At 71.2% G+C, this 24,246-nt stretch carries 18 protein-coding genes and 2 pseudogenes; 12 read left to right on the top strand and 8 right to left on the bottom strand.

Annotated features, from left to right (window positions below; translation table 11 throughout):
• Both ACF1DX_RS30470 and ACF1DX_RS30465 read right to left on the bottom strand, forming a co-directional pair.
• A pseudogene (locus ACF1DX_RS30470) lies at positions 1–215 on the bottom strand (hypothetical protein); the annotation flags it as partial.
• A gap of 279 nt (positions 216–494) precedes the next feature.
• Positions 495–1,481, bottom strand: coding sequence for an aldo/keto reductase (locus ACF1DX_RS30465; protein WP_391794345.1), 987 nt, complete (start codon positions 1,479–1,481; stop codon positions 495–497).
• 273 nt (positions 1,482–1,754) lie between these two features.
• Between ACF1DX_RS30465 and ACF1DX_RS30460 the strand changes: the two genes are divergently transcribed.
• The 4 genes and pseudogenes from ACF1DX_RS30460 (at position 1,755) to ACF1DX_RS30445 (ending at position 4,295) form a co-directional block, all read left to right on the top strand.
• Positions 1,755–2,189 (top strand): ATP-binding protein, encoded by a 435-nt coding sequence (locus ACF1DX_RS30460; RefSeq protein ID WP_391794344.1) that lies wholly within the window; start codon positions 1,755–1,757, stop codon positions 2,187–2,189.
• A 65-nt stretch (positions 2,190–2,254) separates the two neighbouring features.
• A pseudogene (locus tag ACF1DX_RS30455) lies at positions 2,255–2,443 on the top strand (hypothetical protein); the annotation flags it as partial.
• Between the two features lie 124 nt (positions 2,444–2,567).
• On the top strand, positions 2,568–3,158 hold the full coding sequence (locus ACF1DX_RS30450) for an SMI1/KNR4 family protein (protein ID WP_391794343.1): 591 nt from the start codon (positions 2,568–2,570) through the stop codon (positions 3,156–3,158).
• A gap of 660 nt (positions 3,159–3,818) precedes the next feature.
• Positions 3,819–4,295 (top strand): hypothetical protein, encoded by a 477-nt coding sequence (locus ACF1DX_RS30445; RefSeq protein ID WP_391794355.1) that lies wholly within the window; start codon positions 3,819–3,821, stop codon positions 4,293–4,295.
• A 44-nt stretch (positions 4,296–4,339) separates the two neighbouring features.
• Here the strand turns inward: ACF1DX_RS30445 and ACF1DX_RS30440 are convergent, their stop codons facing one another.
• On the bottom strand, positions 4,340–4,837 hold the full coding sequence (locus tag ACF1DX_RS30440; protein WP_391794342.1) for a tellurium resistance protein: 498 nt from the start codon (positions 4,835–4,837) through the stop codon (positions 4,340–4,342).
• 391 nt (positions 4,838–5,228) lie between these two features.
• Between ACF1DX_RS30440 and ACF1DX_RS30435 the strand changes: the two genes are divergently transcribed.
• The 5 genes from ACF1DX_RS30435 (at position 5,229) to ACF1DX_RS30415 (ending at position 9,930) form a co-directional block, all read left to right on the top strand.
• Positions 5,229–6,761 (top strand): hypothetical protein, encoded by a 1,533-nt coding sequence (locus tag ACF1DX_RS30435; protein ID WP_391794341.1) that lies wholly within the window; start codon positions 5,229–5,231, stop codon positions 6,759–6,761.
• Positions 6,762–6,823: 62 nt separating this feature from the next.
• Entirely contained in the window at positions 6,824–7,252 is a 429-nt protein-coding gene (locus tag ACF1DX_RS30430) for a hypothetical protein (protein ID WP_391794340.1), read from the top strand.
• A 38-nt stretch (positions 7,253–7,290) separates the two neighbouring features.
• The gene (locus ACF1DX_RS30425; RefSeq protein ID WP_391794339.1) at positions 7,291–7,956 is read left to right on the top strand and encodes a VWA domain-containing protein; all 666 of its coding nucleotides are present in this window, start codon (positions 7,291–7,293) and stop codon (positions 7,954–7,956) included.
• A 253-nt stretch (positions 7,957–8,209) separates the two neighbouring features.
• A complete protein-coding gene (locus tag ACF1DX_RS30420; protein WP_391794354.1) occupies positions 8,210–8,980 on the top strand; it encodes a protein phosphatase 2C domain-containing protein in 771 nt (256 codons plus the stop codon).
• Positions 8,977–9,930, top strand: coding sequence for a hypothetical protein (locus ACF1DX_RS30415; protein WP_391794338.1), 954 nt, complete (start codon positions 8,977–8,979; stop codon positions 9,928–9,930). The genes ACF1DX_RS30420 and ACF1DX_RS30415 overlap by 4 nt, the downstream gene beginning before the upstream one ends.
• 42 nt (positions 9,931–9,972) lie before the next feature.
• On the opposite strand, the gene ACF1DX_RS30410 is transcribed toward ACF1DX_RS30415, so the two are convergent.
• A complete protein-coding gene (locus ACF1DX_RS30410; protein ID WP_391794337.1) occupies positions 9,973–10,473 on the bottom strand; it encodes a hypothetical protein in 501 nt (166 codons plus the stop codon).
• A gap of 519 nt (positions 10,474–10,992) precedes the next feature.
• On the opposite strand from ACF1DX_RS30410, the gene ACF1DX_RS30405 reads away from it, so the two are divergent.
• Both ACF1DX_RS30405 and ACF1DX_RS30400 read left to right on the top strand, forming a co-directional pair.
• The gene (locus tag ACF1DX_RS30405) at positions 10,993–12,630 is read left to right on the top strand and encodes a hypothetical protein (protein ID WP_391794336.1); all 1,638 of its coding nucleotides are present in this window, start codon (positions 10,993–10,995) and stop codon (positions 12,628–12,630) included.
• Positions 12,631–12,931: 301 nt separating this feature from the next.
• Positions 12,932–14,077: a DUF4357 domain-containing protein gene (locus tag ACF1DX_RS30400; RefSeq protein ID WP_391794335.1), complete on the top strand. Its 1,146-nt coding sequence runs from the start codon at positions 12,932–12,934 to the stop codon at positions 14,075–14,077.
• A gap of 106 nt (positions 14,078–14,183) precedes the next feature.
• On the opposite strand, the gene ACF1DX_RS30395 is transcribed toward ACF1DX_RS30400, so the two are convergent.
• From ACF1DX_RS30395 to ACF1DX_RS30380, 4 genes are all read right to left on the bottom strand, one after another.
• Positions 14,184–15,071: a C40 family peptidase gene (locus ACF1DX_RS30395; protein ID WP_391794334.1), complete on the bottom strand. Its 888-nt coding sequence runs from the start codon at positions 15,069–15,071 to the stop codon at positions 14,184–14,186.
• A gap of 153 nt (positions 15,072–15,224) precedes the next feature.
• Positions 15,225–19,133 (bottom strand): helix-turn-helix domain-containing protein, encoded by a 3,909-nt coding sequence (locus ACF1DX_RS30390; protein ID WP_391794333.1) that lies wholly within the window; start codon positions 19,131–19,133, stop codon positions 15,225–15,227.
• Positions 19,134–19,308: 175 nt separating this feature from the next.
• Entirely contained in the window at positions 19,309–19,755 is a 447-nt protein-coding gene (locus ACF1DX_RS30385) for a peptidase inhibitor family I36 protein (protein ID WP_391794332.1), read from the bottom strand.
• A 110-nt stretch (positions 19,756–19,865) separates the two neighbouring features.
• Positions 19,866–20,786 (bottom strand): hypothetical protein, encoded by a 921-nt coding sequence (locus ACF1DX_RS30380; protein ID WP_391794331.1) that lies wholly within the window; start codon positions 20,784–20,786, stop codon positions 19,866–19,868.
• Between the two features lie 407 nt (positions 20,787–21,193).
• Here ACF1DX_RS30380 and ACF1DX_RS30375 point away from each other — a divergent pair, with 407 nt between their 5' ends.
• Positions 21,194–23,971, top strand: a complete 2,778-nt coding sequence (locus ACF1DX_RS30375) for a glycosyl hydrolase (protein ID WP_391794330.1) — start codon at positions 21,194–21,196, stop codon at positions 23,969–23,971.
• Positions 23,972–24,246: the final 275 nt, after the last annotated feature.

Below are 24,246 nucleotides of genomic sequence, written 5' to 3'. Positions count from 1 at the left end.
ATCGTCAGCCCGATGACGTAAGGGACGTTGTACCAGGCAGGGGGCATGGGCTCTCCGCCCATGCCGTACCCGAAGCCGATCGGTAGTCGCCAGATACCGACGGGCAGTACGACCAGAGGGATAGCGTGTGCGACGCGCTCTGCCCAGGCGGGCACGCCGTGCTGTGCGGGGCCCGTCGCTTCGGAGTCCGGGTGGGAGTGCCTTGTCGTCGTCATGCATCCACCCTGCCGTGAGGCACGGCGACGCGGATCAACTCGGAGGTTGGCCTTGTCCCGCCCCGCGTCCGCCTCGCGGTGGAGCAAGGTCAGCCTCCGAGATGATGAGGGCGGAGTTTCGCGGCACGGGGGCGCGACGAACCTGCATACCAGGCAGCCCACTTCGTGGGCGCCGAAGAGTCGATCGCCCAAAGCTTGAAGGCTCTGCCCGACCTTCGATGAGAATGCTCAAACTTCGCTGCGGCAGGTCAATGAAGATCACGATCTACGGCTGGAGTACTAATGTGCGGCGTCCAGTTTCGCCCGCTGGTCCTGTGTGAGGTCGAGGTCCGCCGCCGCCAGGCTCTCCTCCAGTTGAGCCACCGAGGACGCGCCCACCAGGGGGATGACCGGGATCTCGCCACCGATCAGCCAGGCGAGGACGACCTGGTTCTGCGTGGCTCCCGTCTCCGCCGCGACCTCGGCCAGGGCGGCGAGGCGGGTGGCCGTTCCCGCGTTCTGGTAGCCGGGGTCCAGAGGCTTGTCCGTACGACCGTAACTGCCGTTCAGGAGCGGGGAGTAAGCGACCAGGGAGAGGGACGGGTCCTCGCGGAGATAGCTGAGGTGGTCGCCGGAGGCGACCCCCAGGTCGCCGTCGGGAGAGCGGAGTGTGGGCTCGTCGGTGCGATGGCGGAGGTAGCTGTGGTGGTACTGCAGAACCTCGTAGCCGGGCAGACCCGCGGCTGCCGCCAGGGTCCGGGCGCGTTCCAGGCGCCAGACACGGTGGTTGCTCGCACCCAGCAGGCCCACCGTGCCGTCGGCGACGACGGCGGCGAAACCCTCCACCGTCTCCTGGAGGGGGACGCGGGGATCCTCGATGTGCGCGTAGAGCAGGTCCAGCTTGTCCGTGCCGAGGTTCTCGCGGCTGCGCTCGGCCGACTCGCGGATCGTCTTCGCGGTGAGGCTCTCGACGTCCTTCGTGAAGGTCGAGGTGGGGTGGTTGGGGCGGCCGCCGAGCTTGGTGGCGATCGTGATCTCGTCGCCGACGCCCCGGCTGCGCCGCCAGCGTCCCAGGAGCTGCTCGCTCTCGCCGCCCTGAGTGCCGTTGACCCAGAACGCGTAGTTGTTGGCGGTGTCGATGAAGGTGCCGCCGGCTTCGACGTACCGGTCGAGGATCGCGTACGAGGTCGCCTCGTCGGTGGTGGTGCCGAACCGCATGGCGCCGAGGCTCAGGACGCTCACCTTGCGGCGGCTGTCCGGATTCTGACCGATCGTGCGGTAGCGCATGCTGAGGCCTTCCGAAGGGGTGCCTGGGGCTTCGGCGGCGATCCTGCCTGCTGGAGTGCTCTCGAAGTCAAGGGGCGCCGAGGTCGCCCCCCCTCGGACCAGGGAGCGGGTCATCAGGTGCCGGACCGCCACGACCGCGGCATGATCCGCCGGACAGGCCCTGGTCGTGCCGGTGGCACCACCTCGAGCCCGTACAGTACGTTTCCGTACGGTGACTTGACGTACGGGGCTCTCCTCTGGAACGCGTCCCCGCGCGCCCGCCACGGTGGCCCCATGAGCACAACCACGCCCCAGCTTCCCGCCGCCGCGCGGACGTTCACGCAGCAGTTCTCGTCCACCCGGCGCGGTGCCCGCCTCACCCGGCTGCTCACCTACGAGCAGCTGCGGACCTGGCAGGTGTCACCCGGCGTCACCGACCGGGCGGAACAGATCGTCGCGGAGCCGGCCGCCGACGCGGCGCTGCACGGCCGTGTCCAGGGCCGCGACTTCCGTCTCACCCTCTCCCACGACCCGACCGCCGGCGTTCTGCGCATCGCGGTCTCCGAAGCCCGCGGGGACCGGCTCCCCTCCCCGGTGGCGGACGTCGTCACGCCGTCGGACGACGAGTCGGGCCGGGGCCTGCTCATCGTCACCGCCCTGGCCGACCGCTGGGGCACGGGACCGTATCCGCCGGGCGGCAAGACCGTCCGGGCCGAGTGCGCGTGCTGAACGCTGACACGCTCGATGGGGTGAGGCCGCCGTCGCTCAGGTCTCCCATCAGCGATGAGAACGGTATGGCAACCAAGAAGTACACCGTCACGCTTCCCGAGGAGCTCGCCGAGGCCATCCGGGCGGAGGTGGGCCCCGGCGGGTTCAGCCGCTACGTCACTCACGCCATAGAGCGCCGGCGGGAGCAGGACCGCCTCGGAGAGGCGGTCGCCTGGTGGGAAGAGGAGTACGGCGAGGCCACCGAGGCCGAACTGGACCGCTGACGCGAAAGCGGACTGGCGGCGAAAGGAGTACGTGCCGGCGTCGGCCTTTCCCTTTCTGCGGGGAGCGTGATCGCGTAGGTTGTGGCTTTTCGAAGTTGTACGTGAAGGAGTGGAAGTGGGCGGGACCCCCGGGACAGCGGCGCTCGCGCAGGTCGTGTCGGCGGAGCACGGCGTGGACGAGCAGATCGACTGGAGTGCGCTCGAAGAGATCTGGGGGACCCGGTTTCCTGCCGACTATGTCGCCTTCATGGAGGTGTACGGAGCAGGGGAGCTCAGCGGGGCGATCGGCATACTGCTGCCGGTCCCGCGGACCGACGCCTACTCGGACGGGTCCGGGCTGAAGGACGAGACGGCGAACGCCCGCGGCACCTGGGAGATGTACGGCGGCAGAGCGGCCCTCGACGTGGACCCGGACTCCATCCTGGCCTGGGGCGTCACCAGTGGCGCAGACATCTATGGTTGGCTGACCACGGGCGACGATCCCGACCTGTGGCCCGTGCTCGTTTGCGGGCGGCAGACGAATCCCCACTTCCAGGTCCACTCCTTCGGAATGGCGGAGTTCCTGCGCAGACTGCTCACCGATGAAGAATTCCAGGAGGAGACGATCAGCGTCGTCCTTCCGGGAGAGCCCTCCTTCGTCAACTGGCGTGAGCAGAAACGGCGTCTGGAGGCGGGCCTCGACCCGTCCACCGGGGAGCCCTGGTAAGAGCAGCCGCTTCGGAGCGGCTGACGGGACGCCTTGACCGGGCTCGGGATCAACGAGTTTCCGCGACGGCCCGGAGTGGGCGTCGATCGGATTCGCCCGTGAGGCGTGGTCGGGGTGAAGCACAATCCGGGAGCTTCTCCTGGTTCGTCTCGACGTCTCCGAGCTCGCGTCGGAAGCACGCGCCGCGCTGCGCGGGTTACTCCCGGACGAGCGGGTCGCGAGCGGTGAGGGGCGCGGCGGGCCCGTGCAGCTGCGGACCATCACCGCCGCCGACTGGCACGGCATCGGGCCCCTTACCACGCTCGAACTGTCGCCCGGCCCCGGTGAACGGGGTCATCGGCACAGTGTGCCTCCCGACGCTGCGGATGACCGTCCGGCGGACGACGTCCCTTCGCTTAGATCGCGCCGACGAGTCATGCGCCCTCGGCCCCCTGCTTCCCGTGACCGCTGTTCACTTTTGACGGTCCGTATCGGCGATCGTACACACCCTGCAAAAAATAGCTTGTTGACATTATCAACGCGCATGCCTCATGCTCCAGTTCGCAATGGCATGACCAATCCAGCCGCGCCCATGCGCCTCGGCTGCCGTGCGCCCACCTCCGCTCGCCGTCCCCGGGAGAAACCGTGATTCCGCAGAACCACCCGCAAGGTCCGTCCGACATACGGCCGTTGCGCAAGCGCAAGAGACTGTGGGCCGTCGGCGCCGCCCTGTTCGCCCTGGGGGCGATCGGCGGCACCCAGTCCGCGCAGGACGAGGTGGACGCCGCCCAGGCCCTGGCCGCCAAGCCCGTACCGACCGTCACGACCACGACCACGGCGACGGCGACCGTCACCGCCGAGCCGGAACCCGCCCCCACGGTCACCAAGACCAAGAAGGTCACCACACCCGGCCCGACCGTCACCGTCACCGTCACCAAGACCGCCCGGGCCGCCGCCGGATCCGGCACCAGCAGCAGCACCGGCGACAGCAGTGGCAGCGGCTCCGGCACCTGCTCCATCACCTCCAACGCGGGCAACTGCTACCAGGCGGGGCAGTACTGCCGGAACAGTGACCACGGGGCCACGACGACGACCGCGGGCGGCACCCGGATCACCTGCAGCTACAGCTCGAACGCGTGGCGCTGGTCCTACTCCTGACGGGCGACAGGGCAAGGCCGCGAGCCGCTCCCGACGGTGCCCGCCTACAGGGGCGGCTTGGTGCCCGGCACCCAGTCGAAGCCGAATCCGTAGGCACGGTCGATGAGTTCCTGGTTCGACAGGAGCGGCTCGGCGGTGAACCAGCGGACCTCGCGCCGCAGGTCGAGGGTGGCGGCGCCCTGCCCCGGGGTGAACAGCGCGATGGCGCACGCAGTGGCTCCGGCCGGGGAATCGTCCAGGTGGATGCGCCAGGTGCCGTTCGGCGCGCTGACGGTGACGACGCCTCCGAGGCGGCGGAAGTCGGCCGCGCCTTCGTAGAGGTACACGTAGGCGAGCAGCTTGGCGAACCGGTGCCGGTGCTCGAGGCTGATGCGGAGGGTCTCGCCGTCCGAGGTCTCACCGGTCCGGTCGTCCTGGTCGAGGCTGACGTGGGGCCAGGCGTCGAGGTCGCCGAACTGCGCGCCGAGCGGTTGCACCGCCGCTCCCGCTCCGTCACGGGTGAGCACCAGACAGCCGAGGTCGAGGTCGGCCTCGGCCGTCACCGACCAGTTGAGGTTCAGCTGGATGACGCCCCGGCCCGCGATCTCGGCGCGGGGCGCTCACTCGGTGAGGTCCACGGGAGGCGTCGGCGCTCCCCACCGCGCCCGCGCTTCCGTACCGGCGTCCGCGCCCCTGGTGAGGTCGATGACCGTCCGCCGTCTGCCGTCGCCGCTCGATGAACGCCCCTATACCTCAAAGACCTGCACAACGGCGTTGCACCACGCCGTGGACACCATGTGATCGTCGTCCATTGTTGCCCAATCAGTGAAGAGGAAGTGAAGATTCCTCTTCACTTCCTCTGCGTGACAGGGATGTGCGTGGCATGCCATCGCCCCCTCCTCCGTCACTCTCGGATCTGTACGAAGTCCCGGCATCACCGGGCAAGGGTGGGAAATGTTCACCGGGACACACATCGACAAAGGGGTGACCGCGCGTCACCTCGAGGACGCCGCGCAGGATCCCGCGCTCGCCCCGCGCGCCGAAGAACTGCGCGTGCTGGCGCACGCGCTCGACTCCACCGACGCGGACGCCCTCGACGCCTGGGCCGACCTCGACCTGATGGCCCACTTCGCCCGGCCCGAGAGTGTCGCCGAACCGGCGGACACCGGTCGGGGCGAACGGTTCGACTCCGTGCTGGACTGGGTTCTGGGAGCCCTGGTGTTCCTGCCGCTGCTCTTCACGTGGTTCGGTCTGTGGCAGGCGTCAAGCGCCTACGGGGCGCTCACCGGGGACGACCCCAAGGCCGCCGGCCGGCCGTTCCTGCAGCTGTGGCAGTCCGGGTTCGACGGACACCTGAGCGAGGCGTACCGCTTCGGCCACGTCGCCGTGTTCGGGTGCCTGGCCCTGGTGATGCTGTTCGTCCTCACGGCCGTGCACGGCTACCGGCGCACACGCGCCGAACGTCGCGAGGAGGAGGTGCGGGAGCGTGCCCGCGCGGCTCTGGCCCGCCTGGTCCCCGTCCTCACGCGGGCGCAGCTCTCGCTCAACGAGCACCGGTTCGCCTCGCCGCAGCGTTTCGCGGCGGAGCTCAACTCGGCGGCCGGCCGGTTGAAGCGGATGCACTCCAAGGCCATCACCACGCAGGAGGCGCTCACCCGGGCCGCCGAGCTGGTGGGCGAGGCCTCGGACAAGGCGGAACAGCGCCTCGCCCGGGCGGAGGCGTACGTACGGCCCATCGAGGAGGTGGTGCTGCGGATCGAGGAGAGCGTCCGGGACAGCGGCACGGCCATCCAGGCCGCCGTCCAGGGCCTGGACGACCCGCTGACGCAGGCGGGCCGCCGCCTGGCCGACGCCGTCAGCGGGCAGACCGGTGTCCTGGACAAGGCGCTGGAGGACCTGAGAACGGCCGGCGACGACATGCGCGACGTCCTGTCCCGCGCGGCGGACCGGCTGGAGACGGCGGTCGGCGACAACGGCGACCGCGTGCGCGGCGCGCTGTCGGACGCGGCCCGGCAGGTCGAGGACTCCCTGACCGTGCTGGCCGCCTCCCAGCGCGGGTTCACCACCGGCATCGAGGTCGTGGCGGACGTCAACGGCCGCCTGCTCGACGACCTCGGCGCGGTGGCCGGACGGACCGGCGAGGCCGCCGAAGCCTCGCGGGAGGCCCTGCTCGGCATCGAGGCGCGCAGCCGCGCCGTCCAGGAGGCGACGGACCGCTTCGTCGCGGTCACCGACGTCCTGGAGCGGGCGCTCCGTGAGACGGAGGCGGCACGGGTCGAGGCGGAGGCTGCGCGAGGCGAAGCAGAGGCCGCACGGGGCCGGGCGGAGACGGCGCGGAACGAGGCGGAGGCCGCACGGGGCGAAGCGGAAACGGCACGCGGTGAGGCGGAGACCGCACGCCTGGGTGCCGAGGCGGCCCAGCGACGCGCGGAGAGCGAGCTGCGACAGGCCGAGAAGCTGCGGGCCGGGATCGGACCGGACCAGTGAGCCCGTTGAAGAGGCGCTTCCGGTTCACGCCACTTCACCTGGCCGGATGGCTCTTCGCCGACATGCTGCTCGTACTCGCCCTGGTGTCCATGGGGGACCGCGGTGACCCGCTCGCCGCACAGGCCGACGCCAAGCCCTCGAAGTCGGCCGCGGTCAAGCCGTCACCCGCACCGAGCCCCACACCGACGGGACCGCGGTCCGTGGCGCGCAAGCCGGTGAAGGTCCGGCTGACCGCGGCGGTCGGCGACACCACGCGGATGGTGAAACAGCTCCGTTCCGCCACCACTCGCTACGAAGGGCGCGAAGCCGCCTTCGTCCTGACCTTCGGCCAGGCATCGGAGCCCAGTGACGGCCAGGCCTATGCGCGGGAGGTGAACAAGGCCCTGCGGAAGGCGCGGCCGGACATGTTCGCCGACGCGACGACGCGGGACTTCTGGAACGGCGGCCCCTCGGGCTCGGCCGACCTGGAGATCTACTTCTACACCCGGTGACGGCCAACGCCGTCCCAAGAGCTCAGGAGAGCTTATCCATGCAAATCCTTCCCTTCTACATGGTGTGCGACGAATCCGGCTCCATGGCCGGTGACGGCGTGGACGCCATCAACTCGGCGTTGCCCGACCTGCACCACGAGGTCAGTACCAACCCGAGCGTCGCGGACAAGACCCGCTTCGCGCTGATCGGCTTTTCCACGCAGGCCTCCGTGCTCCAGCCGCTCGCCGATCTGAGCGAGCTGACGCATCTGCCGTCCCTGTCGGCGGGCGGCGTAACCTCGTTCGGAGCGGTCTTCCGGCTACTGAAGGACACCATCGAGAAGGACGTCGCCGCGCTGAAGGCAGAAGGCCACGACGTATACCGGCCCGTGGTGTTCTTCCTCTCCGACGGCATCCCCACGGACGAGGGCTGGCGCACCGCGCTCAACGACCTGAATGGGTTCCGCTACGCACCGAAGATCATCGCGTTCGGGATCAGCGACGCCGACGCCGCGACCATCACCGAGGTGGCCAACTTCAAGGCGTTCCTTCAACGGGACCACTCCGTCTCCCCTGCCGTCGCGCTGCGCGAGTTCGCCGCGAGTATCACCCGGTCCATCGTCAGCTCGGCGACCAGCATGGCCGCCCAGGGCGGGAAGGGCTTCGACCTCCAGGTCGAGGAGCAGGTGCCCGGTTTCACCAGCCTTTCCCTGGACAAGCTGTGAGCGGCCCGATGCGTTACGGAGAGTGGGCGGCCCCTGCATCCGCCGAGCAGCCGTCGTCCCGGGTACCGGGCCCACCGGAGCCGATCCAGATGTCCGAGACAGGGGTTCTGCGAGGAATTCCTGAGCACGTCGGCAATCGTCCTCCCCGCTATCCGCCCCATCCTCTGCGGCGTCCCTCCCTGCGGGACGGGGATGAATTCGCGGCCTTCTCCCCCGTGTCCTGCTGGACGGAGGAGAAATCGGGCAGTTGACGGTGCGTGCCGCCTCCGTGCGCGGCGACTCCCACAACTGGGAGGGAAATTGCCGTCAGGACGCGATGGTGGTGACACGCATCGGCCCGCCCGAGGCGGAGATGCTCCTGCTGGCCGTCGCCGACGGTGTGGGATCGGCACCGTACTCGCATGTGGGCTCGTACCAGCTCTCCCGCCTGGCCGCCGTTCATCTCGATCAGGAGGCCGAGAGCCTGTACGCGGCGCTATGCGCCCGGAACGAGACGAAGCTGGGCTTCATCGCCACCAAGGCGGTCGCTGGAGCTGTCAGCCGACTGCGTGCCCAGCGGGAGGGGTCCGCAGCACGCCACGGAACTCCTCTCCGCGCCGACCAGGACTACGCCACCACCCTGCACGTCCTCCTCGTCCCCACAGACCCCCGTGTCCGCGAGCGGGTCCTGTGCAGTGTGGGCGACGGCGGCCTGCTCGTCCTGCGCGAGGGTCGCTGGGAACACGAGGATCCGAACGACGACGGTGACCTGCTCGATACCCGCACCGACGCTCTCCCGCACGCCTATCACGGCGTCAAGGCCAAGCTGCTGCACACCGCCCCGGGCGAGGTCCTCCTCCTGGGCACCGACGGCATCACCAACCCGCTCACCCAGAGGGATCCCGAGTTCGCCCAGCGTCTCGCGCACATGTGGGGCGGGCCCGAGGTGCCTTCGCTGTCCGACTTCCTGTGGCAGGCGCAGACGCGGGCCAAGTCCTACGACGACGACCGGACCGTCATCTGCGTATGGGAGAAGCCGGAGTGAGCGCGGAGGACGGGGCCGACGTCGCCCGGTCGTCGCTCGCCCTGGGTGAACGGATCGGCAGCGGCGGCCAGGGAGACGTGTACGCGGTCACGGGCGGCCCGCTCCTCTTCAAGGAGTACAAAGACCCGTCCAAGGTGAACGGCACCGCCCTCGCCGACCTGGTCGGGCTGCGGCAGTGCCTCGGCCGGGCGGATCAAAGCCGCCTGGACGCCCTTGCCGCCTGGCCCCTGTGCCGGGTGGTCGAGGGCGGCCGGACGCTCGGTTTCCTCATGAGGCGGGCCCCCGCCCCCATGACGTGGCGCACCGCGACGGGGGCGACGAAGCTCCTTGAGCTGCAGTACCTGATCCGGCCGCCCAAGGCGGCCTGGCAGGACGTCGCGCAGCCGGTCCCGGAGCAGCGCAGGGCCCTCGTGCTGGCCTGCGTCGAGGCCATCGGCCGGTTCCACGACGCCGGGCTCGTGATCGGTGACATCTCGCAGGCCAACGTCCTGTGGTCCCTCTCCCCCGAGCCCGCCGTCCACTTCCTGGACTGCGACGGCTTCCGCCGGGTGGGACGCGCGGCGGTCCAGGCCCAGGCCGCCACTCCGGACTGGAACGACCCGCTCGCGCCCTCCACCGACGCGACGGTGGACACGGACGCCTACAAGACGGCTCTGGTGGTGGGGCGCATCGTCGCCCGGCAGCCGTACGCCAGACCGGGCCAGGACCTGGAACTCGTCCCCGGCTGCCTCGACGACCGGCAGGGCGACGGAGTGCGCAGGCTCTTCGCGCAGGCCGCCGGCGAGCGCGGCAGCCGGCCCCGGCCGGGCGAGTGGCGGACCGCGTTGGGCGACCGCGGCGTCATCAAGCTCACCGCGGCAACGCCCCGGCCCCGGCCCGCCGTCGACCACACGGTCCTGGACGGAGCGCGTGACCGGACGCCGATCAGGCTGCGAGGTCCGGTGCAGTAGAGGAGTACCGGTTCCCCGGTTGCCGGGGAACCGGACACCTGCTCAGGCCGACGCCGGTTCCCAGCGGTAGGCGTCGGCGGCCTCGCCGTACGGGCGCAGCAGCGGCTCCAGTTCGCCGCGGATCAGGTCCGCGTCCCCCGGCGGCAGGGTCAGCGATGCCCGCCGCATGCACACGCTCCACGTCGCCGGGTCCGGGAAGACCGACAGCCGGGGCACCAGGTCGCGCAGGACGATCCCGTCGCGGAAGGGAGCCAGGCCGGACACCTCGAGGCGGCAGCCCTCCGTGAAGGAGCGGTCGCCGAAGACGGCCGGCTCGTCCAGGGCCCGTACGGGAGTGGCGACCGAGGCCCGGGCGATCACACGGCCCAGGTCGCGGGTCGGGTTCCGGAAGCAGCCGCGCGTCGTGTAGAGGAAGATCTCGTCACCCTCTTCCAGCGTCCGCGCCGCCTTGGCCCGCCCGGCCGGGAACGCCATCCGCTGCTCGGTCACCACCCAGCTCAGAGCAGCCCGGTCTCCGATGATCAGCAGGTGCGAGGACGACATGCCGATCACCTTATCGAGGCTCCGGATACCCGGCCGCCCCCTGCCGGTCGGAGGCCGGCCCCACGTACCGCTCGAACTCCCCGGCCAGGATGTCTCCGCCCGCTCACAACCGCCTGTGGACGCCGCGTACAAGCGCTACGACCGTCGATCGACACATCGAGCACTCCCCCCACGTGTACACGTTTTCGAATTGCCCTATTTTCATCAACTCGTTGACCATGCTCACAAACGTGCGTCATTCTCTTTGGGCAAACAGGATGTCCATCGCTCTCAGGCACACCTCATCCCGCACCCCAGGAAAGAGGCAGTCGTGATCGACCAGCCGCGGACCACCGCCGACTCGACGATGCGGACCTCACTGCTGAGGTGTGGCCCTCGCCGCGCGAACCGCCTCCGGCCCCGGCGCAGATCCACACCCGCCTGCGGGAGGCCACCGACCTGCTGACGGCACTCGACGCCGCGGAGGACCGAGCAGTCGCCCCCTGCACCCCGCACATCCCCGGACATGAGGATCCCGCCTTGGACACCCGCCGATACCGCATGGTCGTCACCAGCGGACTGGACTACGTCACGACCGGTGCGCAGGTCGACGACCGGCTGCGCCGATGGCTCAGGGAACCCCCGAAGGGCTACGACGTCGACGCCTTCACCGAGGGCCGCAACGAGATAGCCCGCGGCGTCACCCTCGACCACGACTCCACCACCGGCGCCTCGGGGGCGTACGGCCGCTGGCGGCTGCGCGAGACGCTGCCCGGCGGAACCTGGCAGACCACACTGCTGATCCGCCAGGCCGGCGACGGCCCGACCAGGGTCCAGCTGGACGTGGAACACCTGCCGGACGACCCCGAGGCCGTGCCCGTACCGGCCAAGACGCCCCGGCTCGCGCGCGGTCTCCTTGAGGTCCTCGACGCACGCGACGGCCTCGCCGACGTCACGGCCGAACCCCAGGTGGTCGAGGCGGAGGACGTCGACGCCGTCATAGACGAACTGTGCGACGAGACACGGCGCCTGCCGGTCGTCGTGGCCAGCATGCCGTACGGAGCCGACTTCGACGCCTGGCTGGAGGACACCGTGGACCCGCTGGTCCGGCCCTTGGCCGGTCTGGCGATCCTCTACGTGCTCACCCCCGAGGCGGAGGCCCGCTTCAACCGCGCGCTGGAGTACCACCGGGTCTACGGCGGCGGTGTGCGCACCTACCTCCCAGGAGTCGACCCGGCCTGGCCCGCCGACGGGCAACGGCACCGGGTGATGTCCCGCAGGCTGATCACCGACCGCCCGTCGCAGGCCCGCAGGATCATCGCCCAGCTGCCCCAGCGGCTGGCCGCCCGTGCTCCCCTGCCCGCCGAGCTCGACTCCGTGCCGGTCATGCGGACCCGTACACCGGGCGACTCCGCCGCGCCCGAGCTGGAACGGTTGCGCGTCGAGAACGAGGTCCTCCACGAGATCCTGGAGGAGGCGGGGCGGGAACAACGGGTACGGGCCGACGAGATCCGCGACCTCAAGTACGAGCTGCGCAAGGCCGAGGACAACGAGACCTTGCTGATAGCCGAGTACGACGAGCAGTACCGGGAACTGCACTCCGTCCGAACGCAGTTGCAGGTGCTGCGCAAGCAGATGGTGGAACTGGGCGCCGCCGCGGCCGCGTACACCCCGCTCACCGCGCCGGAGAACGAACCGGACTCCTTCAAGGAACTCCTGCACCGCCTCGACTCCCTGCCCCGCCTGCATTTCACCGGCTCCCGGAAGGTGACGCTCGACCTCGACGCGCAGGCGTACGGCTCGTCCTGGGTGCGCATGACCTGGGACGCACTGCTGGCGCTCGGAGACTTCGCCCGGGCGGCAACCGCCGGACAGGTCGGCCGGGACTTCAAGCAGTGGTGTGCCGACGCCCCGGGCGGAGTCCGCACGATCTCACCCCGGAAGATCGTGCGGGACGAGTCCAAGACGGTGAAGGGCAACTCGAGCTGGCGTCGGCAGCGTACGTTCCCCGTGCCGGAGCACGTCGATCCGGCACGGAGGGTGTTCATGGGCGCGCATGTACGCGTCGGCGGCGGCAACACGATCGCGCCGCGGCTGCACTACTTCGACGGAGCCTGTGCCGAGTACGGCATCTACATCGGGTACATCGGGCCCCATTTGTCCAACACGTTGACGTGACAGACCGCTGACCACCGGGAGGTGTTCAGCGAGTCAGTCGTGGGCCGGCCCTCTCGTCATCGGAGACCGGCCCACCGGTGCCGGCGTCACCACAGGATTGTCGGTGTCCGCCAGTACGCTGCAGACGGATCGACCAGCAGGTGTGAGAGGGTCCCATGGCCGACGAATATCCGGAGTTCCGGCTCCGGCTGCCCAGCGGTGACGGCATCGACCAGGCCACGGAGTACTCCTGGACGAGACGGGCACCAACGGCAGCCGGAAGTTCCTCGTTCGGGCCGGTTCTCCGGCGCGGGACCATGTGATGCCCTCGCTGGGCAAGCATTTCAAGGCGCCGACCAAACGCCACGAGGATCTCCGGGCGCAAGGCGTGCTGGTGCCGTCGGTACGCTGGCCGGGCTGGCTGGAGCTGACCGAGGACGTGGTGTTCGGCTCCCCCTCCTTCGCCGCCGTCGTGCTGGTCGGGGCGCCGCGCAACGGGTGGGAGGAGTGGCGGACCGAGGACGACAGGCCCCTGTCCGACTTCATGTCCGGAGTGTGGGCGGGACCCAGCCGAACGTGGCTCGTGCGCGGCTCCGACGTCACCGGCTTGGACCTGGTCCAGCGTCTGTGGCCGCCCGTGGGGCGCGTCACCCTCGCCGCCTCCCGGCTGCGGCAGGGCGTTCGGCAGGGCGTCAGCAAGGACGAGCTGCGCACCCTGGTCCAGGAGGACTACGAGTCGACCGCCACGTACAGCCAGCGGCAGCAGCTCGTCGAGGACCTCCACGCCTTCCTGTCACGCATGAAGCCCGGCGACACCGTGTGCACGATCTCCGGCGGCCGGCTGTACGTCGGCGAGATCACCGGCGAGGCCGGGCAGACGGAGTCCGAGGACCGCCGGTCCAACCTGCGCCGGCCCGTGGAGTGGCAGCCGACCGGTTTCCCCTACGACGACCTGCCCGAGGAGCTCCAGCAGAAGCTGTCCGTCCAGCACGACGTCGTCGACCTCTCCGCCGTCCGGGCCCACGTCGAAGGGCTCGGTCCCACCGACCAGGAACTGGCCGAGGAGGCAGGGGGGACGGAGCGTGACCCGAGCGTGGAGATCCCCGCGCTCGCCGCCCGGCGGGAGCTGGAACTGCCCGAGCCCACCGACGAGCTGGCCGCCGAGCTGCTCGTACACGGGACCGAGTGTCTGCGGGAGGTGCGCGATCTGCTCTGGGACGAGCGGCAGCTCGTGTTCTACGGGCCGCCCGGCACCGGCAAGACCTACCTCGCCCTCAAGCTCGCCGAGTTCCTGGGCGGTGGTCCGGAGCAGGTGAAGCTCGTGCAGTTCCACCCCTCGTACTCCTACGAGGACTTCTTCGAGGGGTTCCGGCCGCAGGAGGGCCCGGAGACCCGCGAGGTGGCGTGGGCGAGGGAGGCGCTCGCGGTGTCATGGAGCGGGACCGCGAGCCCGTTCCTGCTCCGCTGAGGCCCGACACGAGTGCGACCGCCGCCTCCCGCGAGGCAGCGGTCGCACTCATGTAGTCCGTGTTCCGGGAGCCATCCGTTTCAGAACGGACCCCGGCGCCGGCCCGTCACCGTGTCGCCGGCACCGTCGTCCCGCACTCGGGCACCCCGTCGAGCCAGGCCGCCCCCTTGACGTAGATGTTGGTCACCCACGCCCTGTAGTCCGGCAGGTACGACCACACGTCGTTGGTGTAGCCGTCGGAGGTGACCCGTTCGGCGTGCTTCTGGCACTGGACGCGGATGGTGGTGGAGTAGGGGAAGGCGTAGACGCGGGCGGCGCTGAGGGAGGGTTCCGCCTTGGTCCACACGTCGGTGCCCCACGTCTGGTGGATGTGACCGGTGACCTGCCCGGTGTTGACGCGGACGGCGCCGAAGTAGTCGCCGCCCAGGCGGACGTCGCTGACCATGAGCCTGGTGCCGGACTCCTTGGCCTCGACCATCTTGCCCGCGCCCAGGTAGATGGCGATGTGGTGCAGGTCCTGCGAGGTGCCCCAGGCGAGCAGGTCGCCCGGGGCCAGCGGGGCCAGGCCCTGGGCGGCGGTGAAGCGGGCGGCGGCGCGGTGCGTGTAGTACTGCTGGCTGGCGACGCCGTCGAGGATGTCGGAGCCCGCCGCCTCGGCGTACGCGTGGCGGACCAGGCCCGAGCAGTCGAAGCCGAGCCGTTCGGGGTCGTGTTCGCTGTCCGGGTCGGTCGGGTCGACCTGGCCGTACGTGGGGCCGGGTTGGGCGCCGTGCCCGCCGCCCCACGTGTACCAGGTACCGGCCGCGACCTCGGCGCAGGCGGCGGCGATCGCGCGTTCGGCCGCCGCGGAGGCTCCGGGTGCGAGGACGCCGCACGCGTCGGCGGCCGTACGCTGCGCGGGTGCCTGGGTGTTCGCGGCGGCGGACACCGGCGCCCAGAAGAGGAAGGCCAGTAAAGCGATCAGTGTGCGGATGAGACCGGTCCGGCGGAGCATGCCAGGACCCCCGTTTCCCGTGGTCGTCGGATGAAGTGGTCGTACAGGAGCTTGCTGACCGCGCCTCGTGCTTGTCGAGGAACCGGGGGTCGCCTCCCTCCGACGGGCAACGGGAAACACCCGGGAAACCCCCTGCGGGCAGGTGAGTCACCGTCACCCCCGCCCGTCGCAGGCCGCCTTGTCGTCGGTGAGGCGGACACCGGGCAGGAGCTTCGCGCGGGCGTCCGCGTCGATGCCCGCGCCCAGCCGGCAGATCCGCGCCAGCCGGGCCCCGGGATCGAGGTCCCACAGCCGTACGGTGCCGTCCGTGCCGGCGCTGGCCACCGTGCCCCCGTCGGGGGCGAAGGTCACGCTCCACACCGCGTCGGTGTGGCCCGTCAGCGTCGCCCACGGGCGCCGTCCGGCGACGTCCCACAGGCGCACCGTACGGTCGTTGCCGCTGCTGGCGAGCGTGCGGCCGTCAGGGGCGAAGGCGATGCCCCGGGTGGAGCCGATGTGACCGGTCAGGACGGCCTCCGAGCGGCGTTCGCGGACGTTCCACAGCCGTACGGTGCCGTCGTTGCCGCTGCTGGCCAGGGTCCGCCCGTCAGGGGTGAAGGTCACGCCGCGCACCGCGCCGGTGTGGCCCTCCAGCGTGCCGAGCGGACGGTGCGAGGAGACGTCCCAGAGCCGTACGGTCAGGTCGTCGGCGGCGCTGGCCAGGACCCGGCCGTCGGGGCTGAAGGCGACGGCGTTGACGAAGTCCCGGTGGCCGGTCAGCGTCGCCAGCGGTGCGCGCTCCGTCACGTCCCACAGGCGCACCGTGCGGTCGGCGCCGGCCGAGGCGAGGCTCCGGCCGTCGGGGGCGAAGGCGAGGGAGAGGACCTGCCCGGTGTGGCCGGCCAGGGTCGCCAGCGGTTCCCGTGCGGCCACGTCCCACAGCCGGACCGTGCCGTCGGAGCCCGCCGACGCCAGGGTCCGCCCGTCGGGCGCGAAGGACACCGAGAAGACGGCCTCGGTGTGTCCCCGGAGCGTCGCCAGGAGCCGGCGCCCGTCCACCTCCCACAGCCGTACCGTGTGGTCGGCGTCGGCGGTGGCCAGCAGCCGCCCGTCGGGGCTGTACCGGGCCTGCCAGACCTGCGTGAACGGACGGGCCGTCAGCACCGGGCCGTCGAGGTTCCACAGGACCACGGACCGGTCGAAACCGGCCGTGGCGAGCAGGGTGCCGTCGGAGGTCGCGGCCGCCCCCATCACGTAGTCGGTGTGGCCGGCGAGCACGGCGGTCTGGCGGCCGCCGCGGGCGTCCCACAGCCTGGTCGTCCCGTCGCCGACCGCGCCGACGACCGTGGCGCCGTCGTGCGTGTACGCGACGGCGTTGATGTCGTCGTTGCTCCCGGACAGCGTCGCGCCGGGCCGGCCGCCGCGCACGTCCCACAGCCGTACGGTCCGGTCGACGCCCCCGGAGGCCACCTCCCGGCCGTCCGGGGAGAACGCCACGCCCAGCACTTCGTCGGTGTGCCCCCTGAGCACGGTGAGGGGCCGGGCCCGGTCGGTGTCCCACAGCCGCACGGTCCGGTCGGCTCCGGCGGAGACCAGGGTCCGGCCGTCGCGGGCGTGGGCCAGGGCGTTGACCGTTCCCTCGTGCCCGCTGAGGGAGGCGGTGGCGCGGGGTGTGCGCGCGGTGTCCCACAACTGGATCGGCCCCCGCGCGGTCGCGACGGCGAGCCGGTGCCCGCGGGGGTCGAAGGACAGTGCCCGGGCGCCCTTCGTGCTGTCGGCGAGCACGGCCTTCCTGCGGCGCCCGGCGATGTCCCAGAGGCTCACGGGCCCGCGCGTCGACGTCGCCGCGAGGGTACGGCCGTCGGGGCTGAAGGCGATCGAGCGGACAGGCCCGGACACGGCGAACGTGGCGGTCGTACGGTGGTCCGCCACCCGTCGCAGGGTCACCGTCCCGTCGGAGCTGGCCGTCGCCAGGGACCGGTCGTCCGGTGCGAAGACCACCGCGTTGACCGGCCCCCGGTGACCGCCCAACCGGCCCAGGAAGGGCTGGGACTGCGTGCTCAGCAGCGCGCCGCGCGCCTCGGCGGTGGTGTGGGCCCGGTAGGCCTCCCCGGCCAGCAGCATCGACGCCTCCGGCCGGCCTCCGGCGAGTGACGCGGACCGCACGGCGAGTGCCTGGGAACGCGCGACGCGTTCCTGGCCGAGGGCGCTCTCACGCTGCTGGTAGGCGAGGCCTCCGGCGGTCAGGGCGAGCCCCAGCAGGACGACGAGCGTGGCGAGCATCGACTGCCGGAGCCGGACCTGGCGTCTGGCCTGCCTCTCGTGGCCCTCCTGCTCGGCCAGGCTGGCCCGGAGGAACGCCTCCTCGCCGGGGCTGAGCCTGCGCCGGCCGTCCAGTTCGTCGGCCCAGGAACGCACGGTGCTCAGCCGGGTGCCGCGGTACAGCGCGGACGGGTCCCGGCCTTCGCGCTCCCATTCGGCGGCGGCGTGCGCGAGTTGCTGGTGGAGGAGCAGTCCGGCGCGGTCGGCGTGGATCCAGTCCCGCAGCCGTGGCCAGGCGTGCAGCAGGGCCTCATGGGTGATCTCGACCGTGTCGCTGTCCATGGTGACGAGCCGGGCCCGTACGAAGGCGTCGAGCGCGGCGGCCGCGCCGTCCGCGTCGGCGAACTGCTCCATCAGGGCGGCCCCGCTCGTCCGGCGGCGGGTCGCCCCGCCTCCGTCCGCCACGTACACCAGGCGGGACAGGACGCGGCGTATCGTCCTCTGCTCGGCCGGGTACAGCCGGGCGAAGACGTTCTCGGCGGTCCGCGCGATCGCGCCCCGGATCCCGCCGGCCCGCTCGTATCCGGCGACGGTCAGTACGGACCCCTCGCGCCGCTGCCAGGTGGCCAGCAGGGCGTGGGAGACGAGGGGGAGCACGCCGGAGGGGGTCACGTCGGCCCCGGGACCGGCGTCCGTCCCGGGGCCCCTCGGTGGGCCGCCCTGCTCGTCGCGCAGCCCCGCGTCGCGCAGGAGCAGGGGGACCAGCCCCGGTTGGAGGGTCAGTCCGGCGAGCTGCGCCGGGCGGGTGATGGATTCCCGCAGCTCCACCACGGACATGGGCGGCAGTACGAACAGCCCGTCGGTGAGGACCGGGGCCAGTTCGGGAAGGTCCAGGCAGTGGCCGGTGAAGTCGGCCCGGACGCCGAGCACCACGACGGCGGGGCCGTGTCCGCTCTCCTCCGGCCGGGGCGCCGCCAGAGCGCAGAGCACCCGGACGAAGGAGCGCCGCTCGTCCTCGTCCGCGCAGAGGGTGAAGAGTTCCTCGAACTGGTCGACGATCAGCACCGGCCGGCAGGGCGGGGGCCGGCGTTCCCCGGGCGGCGCCGGCGGATCGTCCACCATCGCGCGTACGGCGGCCGGTACCGCGTCGGGATTCTCGCGCGCCTCCTCGACGGTGACGGCGAGGTCCCCGCCCACCGCTTTCGCGGTGCGTTCCAGGAGTTCGTCCAGGGGCCGTGAGGTGGGGGTGAACGTCACCACCGGCCACCGGTCGGCGCCCGGCATGGGGAAGTCGCCGCGCCGCAGGGCGGGCACCAGTCCGGCGTTGAGCAGGGACGACTTGCCCGCCCCCGAGGGGGCGACGAGCATCAGCGGGCCGCTTCCCACCCGTTCGAAGGTCCGTTCCACCAGTGCGGCCGTCGCGCGCTCCCGGCCGAAGAACCAGTCCGCGTCCTGCGGGGTGAACGCCGACAGGCCGCGGTACGGACACGCCCCGTCGGACTGCCGCTCGGAAGCGGTGGCCTCGGCGCCGCTCCCGCTGCCGCCGGGCGGTCCCTCCTGTACGAGCCTGAGCAACTCCCCCTCGGCGCCGAGCACTCGGTCACAGATACGGGCGACGTCGGCGGTCGCCCGTTTCGCGCCGGTCTCGATCTTGCTGAGGTAGCCCTTGCTGTAATGCGTCTGCCGTGCCAGGTCGGTCAGCGACAGGCCGCGTGCCTGTCTGAGTCGTCTCAATTGTGCGGGGAAGGAGTGCGTGGTCAGCGCGTTCCGGTCCCGCCCGTTCCCGTGGTCTGCTTCATGCCCGTGCTGCGGATCTCCCACGGAGTCCCCCATGCGATGCGGCCGTGAGACGGTGGAAGCCCAGGCTAATGCCGGGATGGTGAGGGCGGCCAAGCCTTTCACCCGATGTGGCGAAACCACGAACGCCCGGAACCGTGGGGCGGTTCCGGGCGTTCGTTACCGGGCGGGCAGGCAGGCAGGCGGGCTGCCGGGCGGGTCAGGTCAGGTTGACCGCGCAGCCGCCGTTCACCCACCGGTGCGACCTGATGTTGTCGTTCACCGTCGGACCGGTGTTGAAGAAGTTGTCGGAGAGGTTGTCGGCGTACAGCTCGCCCGGCTGGAGGCAGGCGTGGCCTCCCTCGTAGTTCGCCAGGAAGTAGAACGCGACGATCGACAGGCTCCCGGTGAACCCGCGGTTCATGACCGACGAGGCCCTGTCGTTGGCGGAGCCCCAGTCGCTGCTGTTGCCGGGCGTGGCCACCAGCTGGGTGCCCTGGCAGTCGAAGCCGTCCCAGGCGTACACGTTGCCGTTGCGCGGCCCCCACTTGCTGTCGCAGCCGGGGCCGGCGACGGCGTTCTCGGCCGCCTGCGCGGCGGAGGCGGGTGCGGCGAGGCCCAGGGCGGCGAGCCCGAGGACCGCTGCGGTGACGATGGACTTGCGCATGCTGTTTCCCCTCGTTGGTTTCCCTGTCGGTGGGTCGGAGCCGGTGTGCCGGGCCGGTTGCCCGGCGCGCACCGGCGCCGTGGGGCGGTGTCCGCCCGGGCGCGGCATGGTCAGTCGCGCTCCGGGACGATGCGCACCGCCCGGTCGTAGGCCTGCCGGCCGAGGTTCCGGTAGGTGTCGATGTCCTCACCGAAACGGTCACGCAGGCGGTCCTGGTAATGCGTCTCCCGTGCCGTGGCCACGGCACGCAGGGAGGTCTCGCGGGCGCAGGTCGCGTCCGCCACGGCGGTCTTCCGCTCGGCGGCGAACGCCTCGTCCGCGCGTGCCGCACCCAGTCGGCTGGTGCGGACGCGGACGGCTTCGCGGGCCGCCCCGGGGTCCTCGTAAGGCTGTCCCGCCTGCTTCATACACCGCGCCCACGCCCTGATCGCGGAAGTCAGCCGGCGGTCCTTCATGAGTTCCTCGCCGTACAGGGCGTTGAGTCCCGAGACGGTCTTGCTCGTGCGGAACCAGACGGCTGGGTCGCCGTAGAGCGTGCGCTCGGCCTCCTCCGTGCAGCCGCCGAGGCGTTTGCGGACCTCTCCGCCGACGGGCAGCGGTGCCCGGAGCGTCCTCGCGTCGTCGCCGCCGTCCAGCGCGGTGTCGAAGGCGGCACGCCGGGTGGCGGAAAGGCTCTGCCGGTAGGTGCCGTTGGGGTTGCGCTCGTGGACCCGCAGGCTCTTCGCCTCGATACGTCCCCCGTAACCGTGCGCGCGGGCCCAGGCCACGTCGTCCTGCACGAAGCGCACCGGGCGGCTCTCCTGGAGCGTCAGGCCGCGGTCCTCCCAGTAGGTGAAGCCCTGGCGGTTCATGCACTGCTTGGTCAGGCGTTGTTGCGCGTCGGCGACGCGCAGTTCCTGCTGCCAGGTCAGTGCCTGGGGACGCGGACGCGGATCCTGTGATGCCCGGCCATCGTCACCGTCTCCGCTGTCGGCGCATCCGGTCGTGACGAACGCCACGACCGCGCACAAGGAGACGAGTACCCGTCTCATGAACTCCGCCTCCTCCGCCACCGCTTGCTGACGGATCCAGAGTCGTCCCGCCGTCGGCGGCGGTCGACGGGTTTCCTGTTGCCCGCCGGGGTGGTCGACCGGGAAACAAGGCGTGGGCAGGGGGAACGCGGGGAGGGAGGCAACGCGGTGAAGGGAGGCAACGCGGTGAAGGGAGGCAACGCGGTGAAGGGAGGCAACGCGGTGGGGGGAGTCCCCGTACATGCGCCCCCGTCGTCGGAGCCGGCCGCAGGACGTTCACACCGTCACGTCGCGAAGACATGACGGGTTTCGGGCCCGGCGGCCATCCGTTGCGTTCAAGCCATTGACACGTGCATTACATGGGCTTTACGTTCCGGCCATCTGAGAGCGCTCTCAGAGTCTCCCCCTGTCACGACTTGAGGTGACGCATGCCATCCCCACGCACCAGACCGGCAACCGTTCTGCTGCTGGCCTCAGCCCTCGCCGCCGTCGGTCTCGGCCCGGCCGCCGCACCCGCGGCCGCCGCCACCGTTCCCGTAGGCTCCGGCAGTTACTCCGACACCCGGCCCTCCGGCACGTCGGGCCCCACCACCAACACGGGAACGCCGGTCACGCCCAAGGTGACCGCCGCCGCCAGGAACCGGCCCGTGCCCACCAACGACTGGTGGTCCTCCCTCGCCTTCCAGCGCTACGGCGACAACCCGTACTCGACCCCCATGTACGGGCATCCCCTCACCTACCAGGCCACGGCCGGCGGGCTCGACGTCGGCTACCCGACGACCCCCGCGATCGTCGGTGACGGCCGCCAGTACGAGTACGCCCACAAGCGCGACCTCACCATCGGGCTGGCCGGCCTCAACTCCCCCGACACCAAGGCCGACGACTGGTCGGACTGGACGGTCACCCCCTACTGGTCCGACGGCGCCCGCACCCTGCGCACCACCATCGGCCACGGCTCCCCGTTCGTCTACGCGAAGGGCTCCGGCGGCAACGCCCAGATCACCACCGCCGGCACGCCCGCCGTCTTCGCCGACCAGGGCAACGTCCTCGGCATCACCGTCGCCGGGCACCACTACGCGCTCTTCGCCCCGACCGGCAGCGACTGGAACGTCTCCGGCTCCACCGTCACCGCGGGTCTCGGCTCGAAGGACTACTTCTCCGTCGCCGTGCTGCCGTCCACCGACGCGCTGGCGACGTTCAAGAAGTACGCGTACAGCTTCGTCACCGGTTCCAAGGTCACCTGGAACTACACCGGGGGCACCGTCGGCGCCACCTACACGCTCACCACCGAGGCGAAGGAGGGCACCGAGCGCGGCACGCTCCAGGCCCTCTACCGCCACCAGTGGCTGCACACCACGGACCCCCTCACCTCCTACACCTACGTCTCCCCGCGCGGCACCATGAAGGTCCGCGAGTCGGCCTCCTTCACCACGAGCCAGAAGGCGTCGGCGGTGCTGCCCGCGCTGCCGAAGTCGAGCGGTGTGGACGCCGCCCGGCTGCGCGGCTACCTGAACGAGGTCGTGAACGCCGCCGACCCCTTCTCCGGTGCCTCCGACACCTACTGGACCGGCAAGGCCCTCGGCCGCCTCGCCCAACTCGTCCCGGTGGCCGACCAGATCGGTGAGACCGGTACCCGTGACCGGATGCTCGGCCTGATGAAGGGCAGGCTCCAGGACTGGTTCACGGCGGGAGGCGCGAACGAGTTCAGCTACGACAAGGACTGGAAGACCCTCACCGGCTACCCCGCCTCCTACGGCAGCGACACCGAGCTGAACGACCACCACTTCCACTACGGCTACTACGTCTACGCGGCGGCGATCGTCGCCCAGTACGACCCGGCGTGGGCCGCCGACTCCGCCTGGGGCGGCATGGTCAAGGCGCTCGTGCGGGACACCGCCAACCCCAGCCGCACCGACACCGCCTTCCCCTTCCTGCGCGGCTTCGACGTCTACGCGGGCCACAGCTGGGCCTCGGGCCACCAGGGTTTCGCCGCCGGCAACAACCAGGAGTCCTCCTCCGAGTCCACCAACCTCAGCGCGGCCCTCGTCCTGTGGGGCTCCGCCACCGGCGACACCTCGCTGCGCGACCTCGGCACCTTCCTGCTGACCACCGAGTCGGAGTCGATCGCCCAGTACTGGTTCGACGCCGACGAGCAGGTCTTCCCGTCCTCGTTCGGCCACGACACGGCCGGCATGGTGTGGGGCAGCGGCGCCGCCTACTCCACCTGGTGGACCGCCAACCCCGAGGAGATCCACGGCATCAACGTCCTGCCCGTGACCGGCGGTTCGCTCCACCTCGGCGGAGAGAAGGCCGCGATCCGGCGCAACATCGCCGAGATGGAGAGGGAGAACGGCGGCCCGGCCGTCGAATGGCGCGACATCCTCTGGGAGTTCCAGTCCCTCGCCGATCCGGGCACGGCCAAGGCGAAGTGGGACGCGGGCAACGCCGGCTACACCCCCGAGCAGGGGGAGTCGAAGGCGCACACCTACCACTGGATCAACACCCTCGACACCCTCGGCGCCCCGGACGCCACCGTGACCGGTGACATCCCCTCCTCCGCCGTCTTCACCAAGGGAACGACCCGGACCTACGCGGCCCACAACTACGGTTCCACGGCCCGCACCGTGACCTTCTCCGACGGCAAGTCCCTGTCCGTACCCGCCCGTTCCACCGCGACCGGCACCGGAACCGGTTCAGGAGAACCCGACCCGGACCCGGACCCGCCGACCGGCAACACCTTCCAGCTGCGCAGCGGTGGCGCCCTGACCACGGCGACCGGCGGCACGGAGGGCAGCGACACCATCGCCTCCGCCGGCGGCGCCAACCACGACGGCACCCCGTACCAGCCCCTCGTCTACGAGGTACGCGGTGTCAACGGCACGCTCACCCCGGGCGCGCAGACCGCCTTCCGGCTCCAGGTGGACGCGGGCACCGCGGTCGGGCTGGGCCAGCAGGCCCGGATCAGCTACGACTTCACCGGTGACGGCAGCTTCGACCGGACCGAGACGTACCACTACTTCGCGACCGACCCGGTCACCGGATGGGAGGAGTACTCGCAGGCACGCGGGCTCAAGGCGGCCACGGGCACACCGGGCGACCTCAAGGGCGGCACCGTGCGCCTGGAGGTGTGGAGCGCCATCGGCAACGGCACCTCGAAGCTCCGGACGGGCACGGACAAGTCCGTGCTGGTGATCCCGTACGGCTGAACCGGCGAAGACCGGTCCGCCTGCCGCTCGCGCCGGTCCGGCCGGCACGAGCGGCAGCGGCGGTGCGGTCGCGTCACGCGACGGCGGTTCCCTCCAGCTCGACCAGCTGGCCGGGGACCGCCGGCCGGTTGCCGAGGAACTCCCCGAGCCGGCACGGCGGCCAAGCGCGTCGCCGAGGGCGGGAACGTCGTCGACCGGATGAAGGCGCACTACAACAACGGGGGCGCCCTGACCCGCTTCCGCGGCCACTTCGACCGGCGCTGGGAGAACGCCAC

This window comes from Streptomyces sp. NPDC014676 (genome assembly GCF_043084105.1).
In the GTDB taxonomy this organism is placed as follows: domain Bacteria; phylum Actinomycetota; class Actinomycetes; order Streptomycetales; family Streptomycetaceae; genus Streptomyces.
This window is presented reverse-complemented; position numbering and strand designations above follow the sequence as displayed.

Excerpts from the sequence above, each read along its gene's own strand:
- ACF1DX_RS30465 (WP_391794345.1), bottom strand. The coding sequence starts at position 1,481 with ATGCGCTACCGCACGATCGGTCAGAATCCGGACAGCCGCCGCAAGGTG.
- ACF1DX_RS30460 (WP_391794344.1), top strand. The coding sequence starts at position 1,755 with ATGAGCACAACCACGCCCCAGCTTCCCGCCGCCGCGCGGACGTTCACG.
- ACF1DX_RS30435 (WP_391794341.1), top strand. The coding sequence starts at position 5,229 with ATGTTCACCGGGACACACATCGACAAAGGGGTGACCGCGCGTCACCTC.
- ACF1DX_RS30430 (WP_391794340.1), top strand. The coding sequence starts at position 6,824 with ATGCTGCTCGTACTCGCCCTGGTGTCCATGGGGGACCGCGGTGACCCG.
- ACF1DX_RS30425 (WP_391794339.1), top strand. The coding sequence starts at position 7,291 with ATGCAAATCCTTCCCTTCTACATGGTGTGCGACGAATCCGGCTCCATG.
- ACF1DX_RS30410 (WP_391794337.1), bottom strand. The coding sequence starts at position 10,473 with ATGTCGTCCTCGCACCTGCTGATCATCGGAGACCGGGCTGCTCTGAGC.
- ACF1DX_RS30400 (WP_391794335.1), top strand. The coding sequence starts at position 12,932 with ATGCCCTCGCTGGGCAAGCATTTCAAGGCGCCGACCAAACGCCACGAG.
- ACF1DX_RS30395 (WP_391794334.1), bottom strand. The coding sequence starts at position 15,071 with ATGCTCCGCCGGACCGGTCTCATCCGCACACTGATCGCTTTACTGGCC.
- ACF1DX_RS30385 (WP_391794332.1), bottom strand. The coding sequence starts at position 19,755 with ATGCGCAAGTCCATCGTCACCGCAGCGGTCCTCGGGCTCGCCGCCCTG.
- ACF1DX_RS30380 (WP_391794331.1), bottom strand. The coding sequence starts at position 20,786 with ATGAGACGGGTACTCGTCTCCTTGTGCGCGGTCGTGGCGTTCGTCACG.
- ACF1DX_RS30375 (WP_391794330.1), top strand. The coding sequence starts at position 21,194 with ATGCCATCCCCACGCACCAGACCGGCAACCGTTCTGCTGCTGGCCTCA.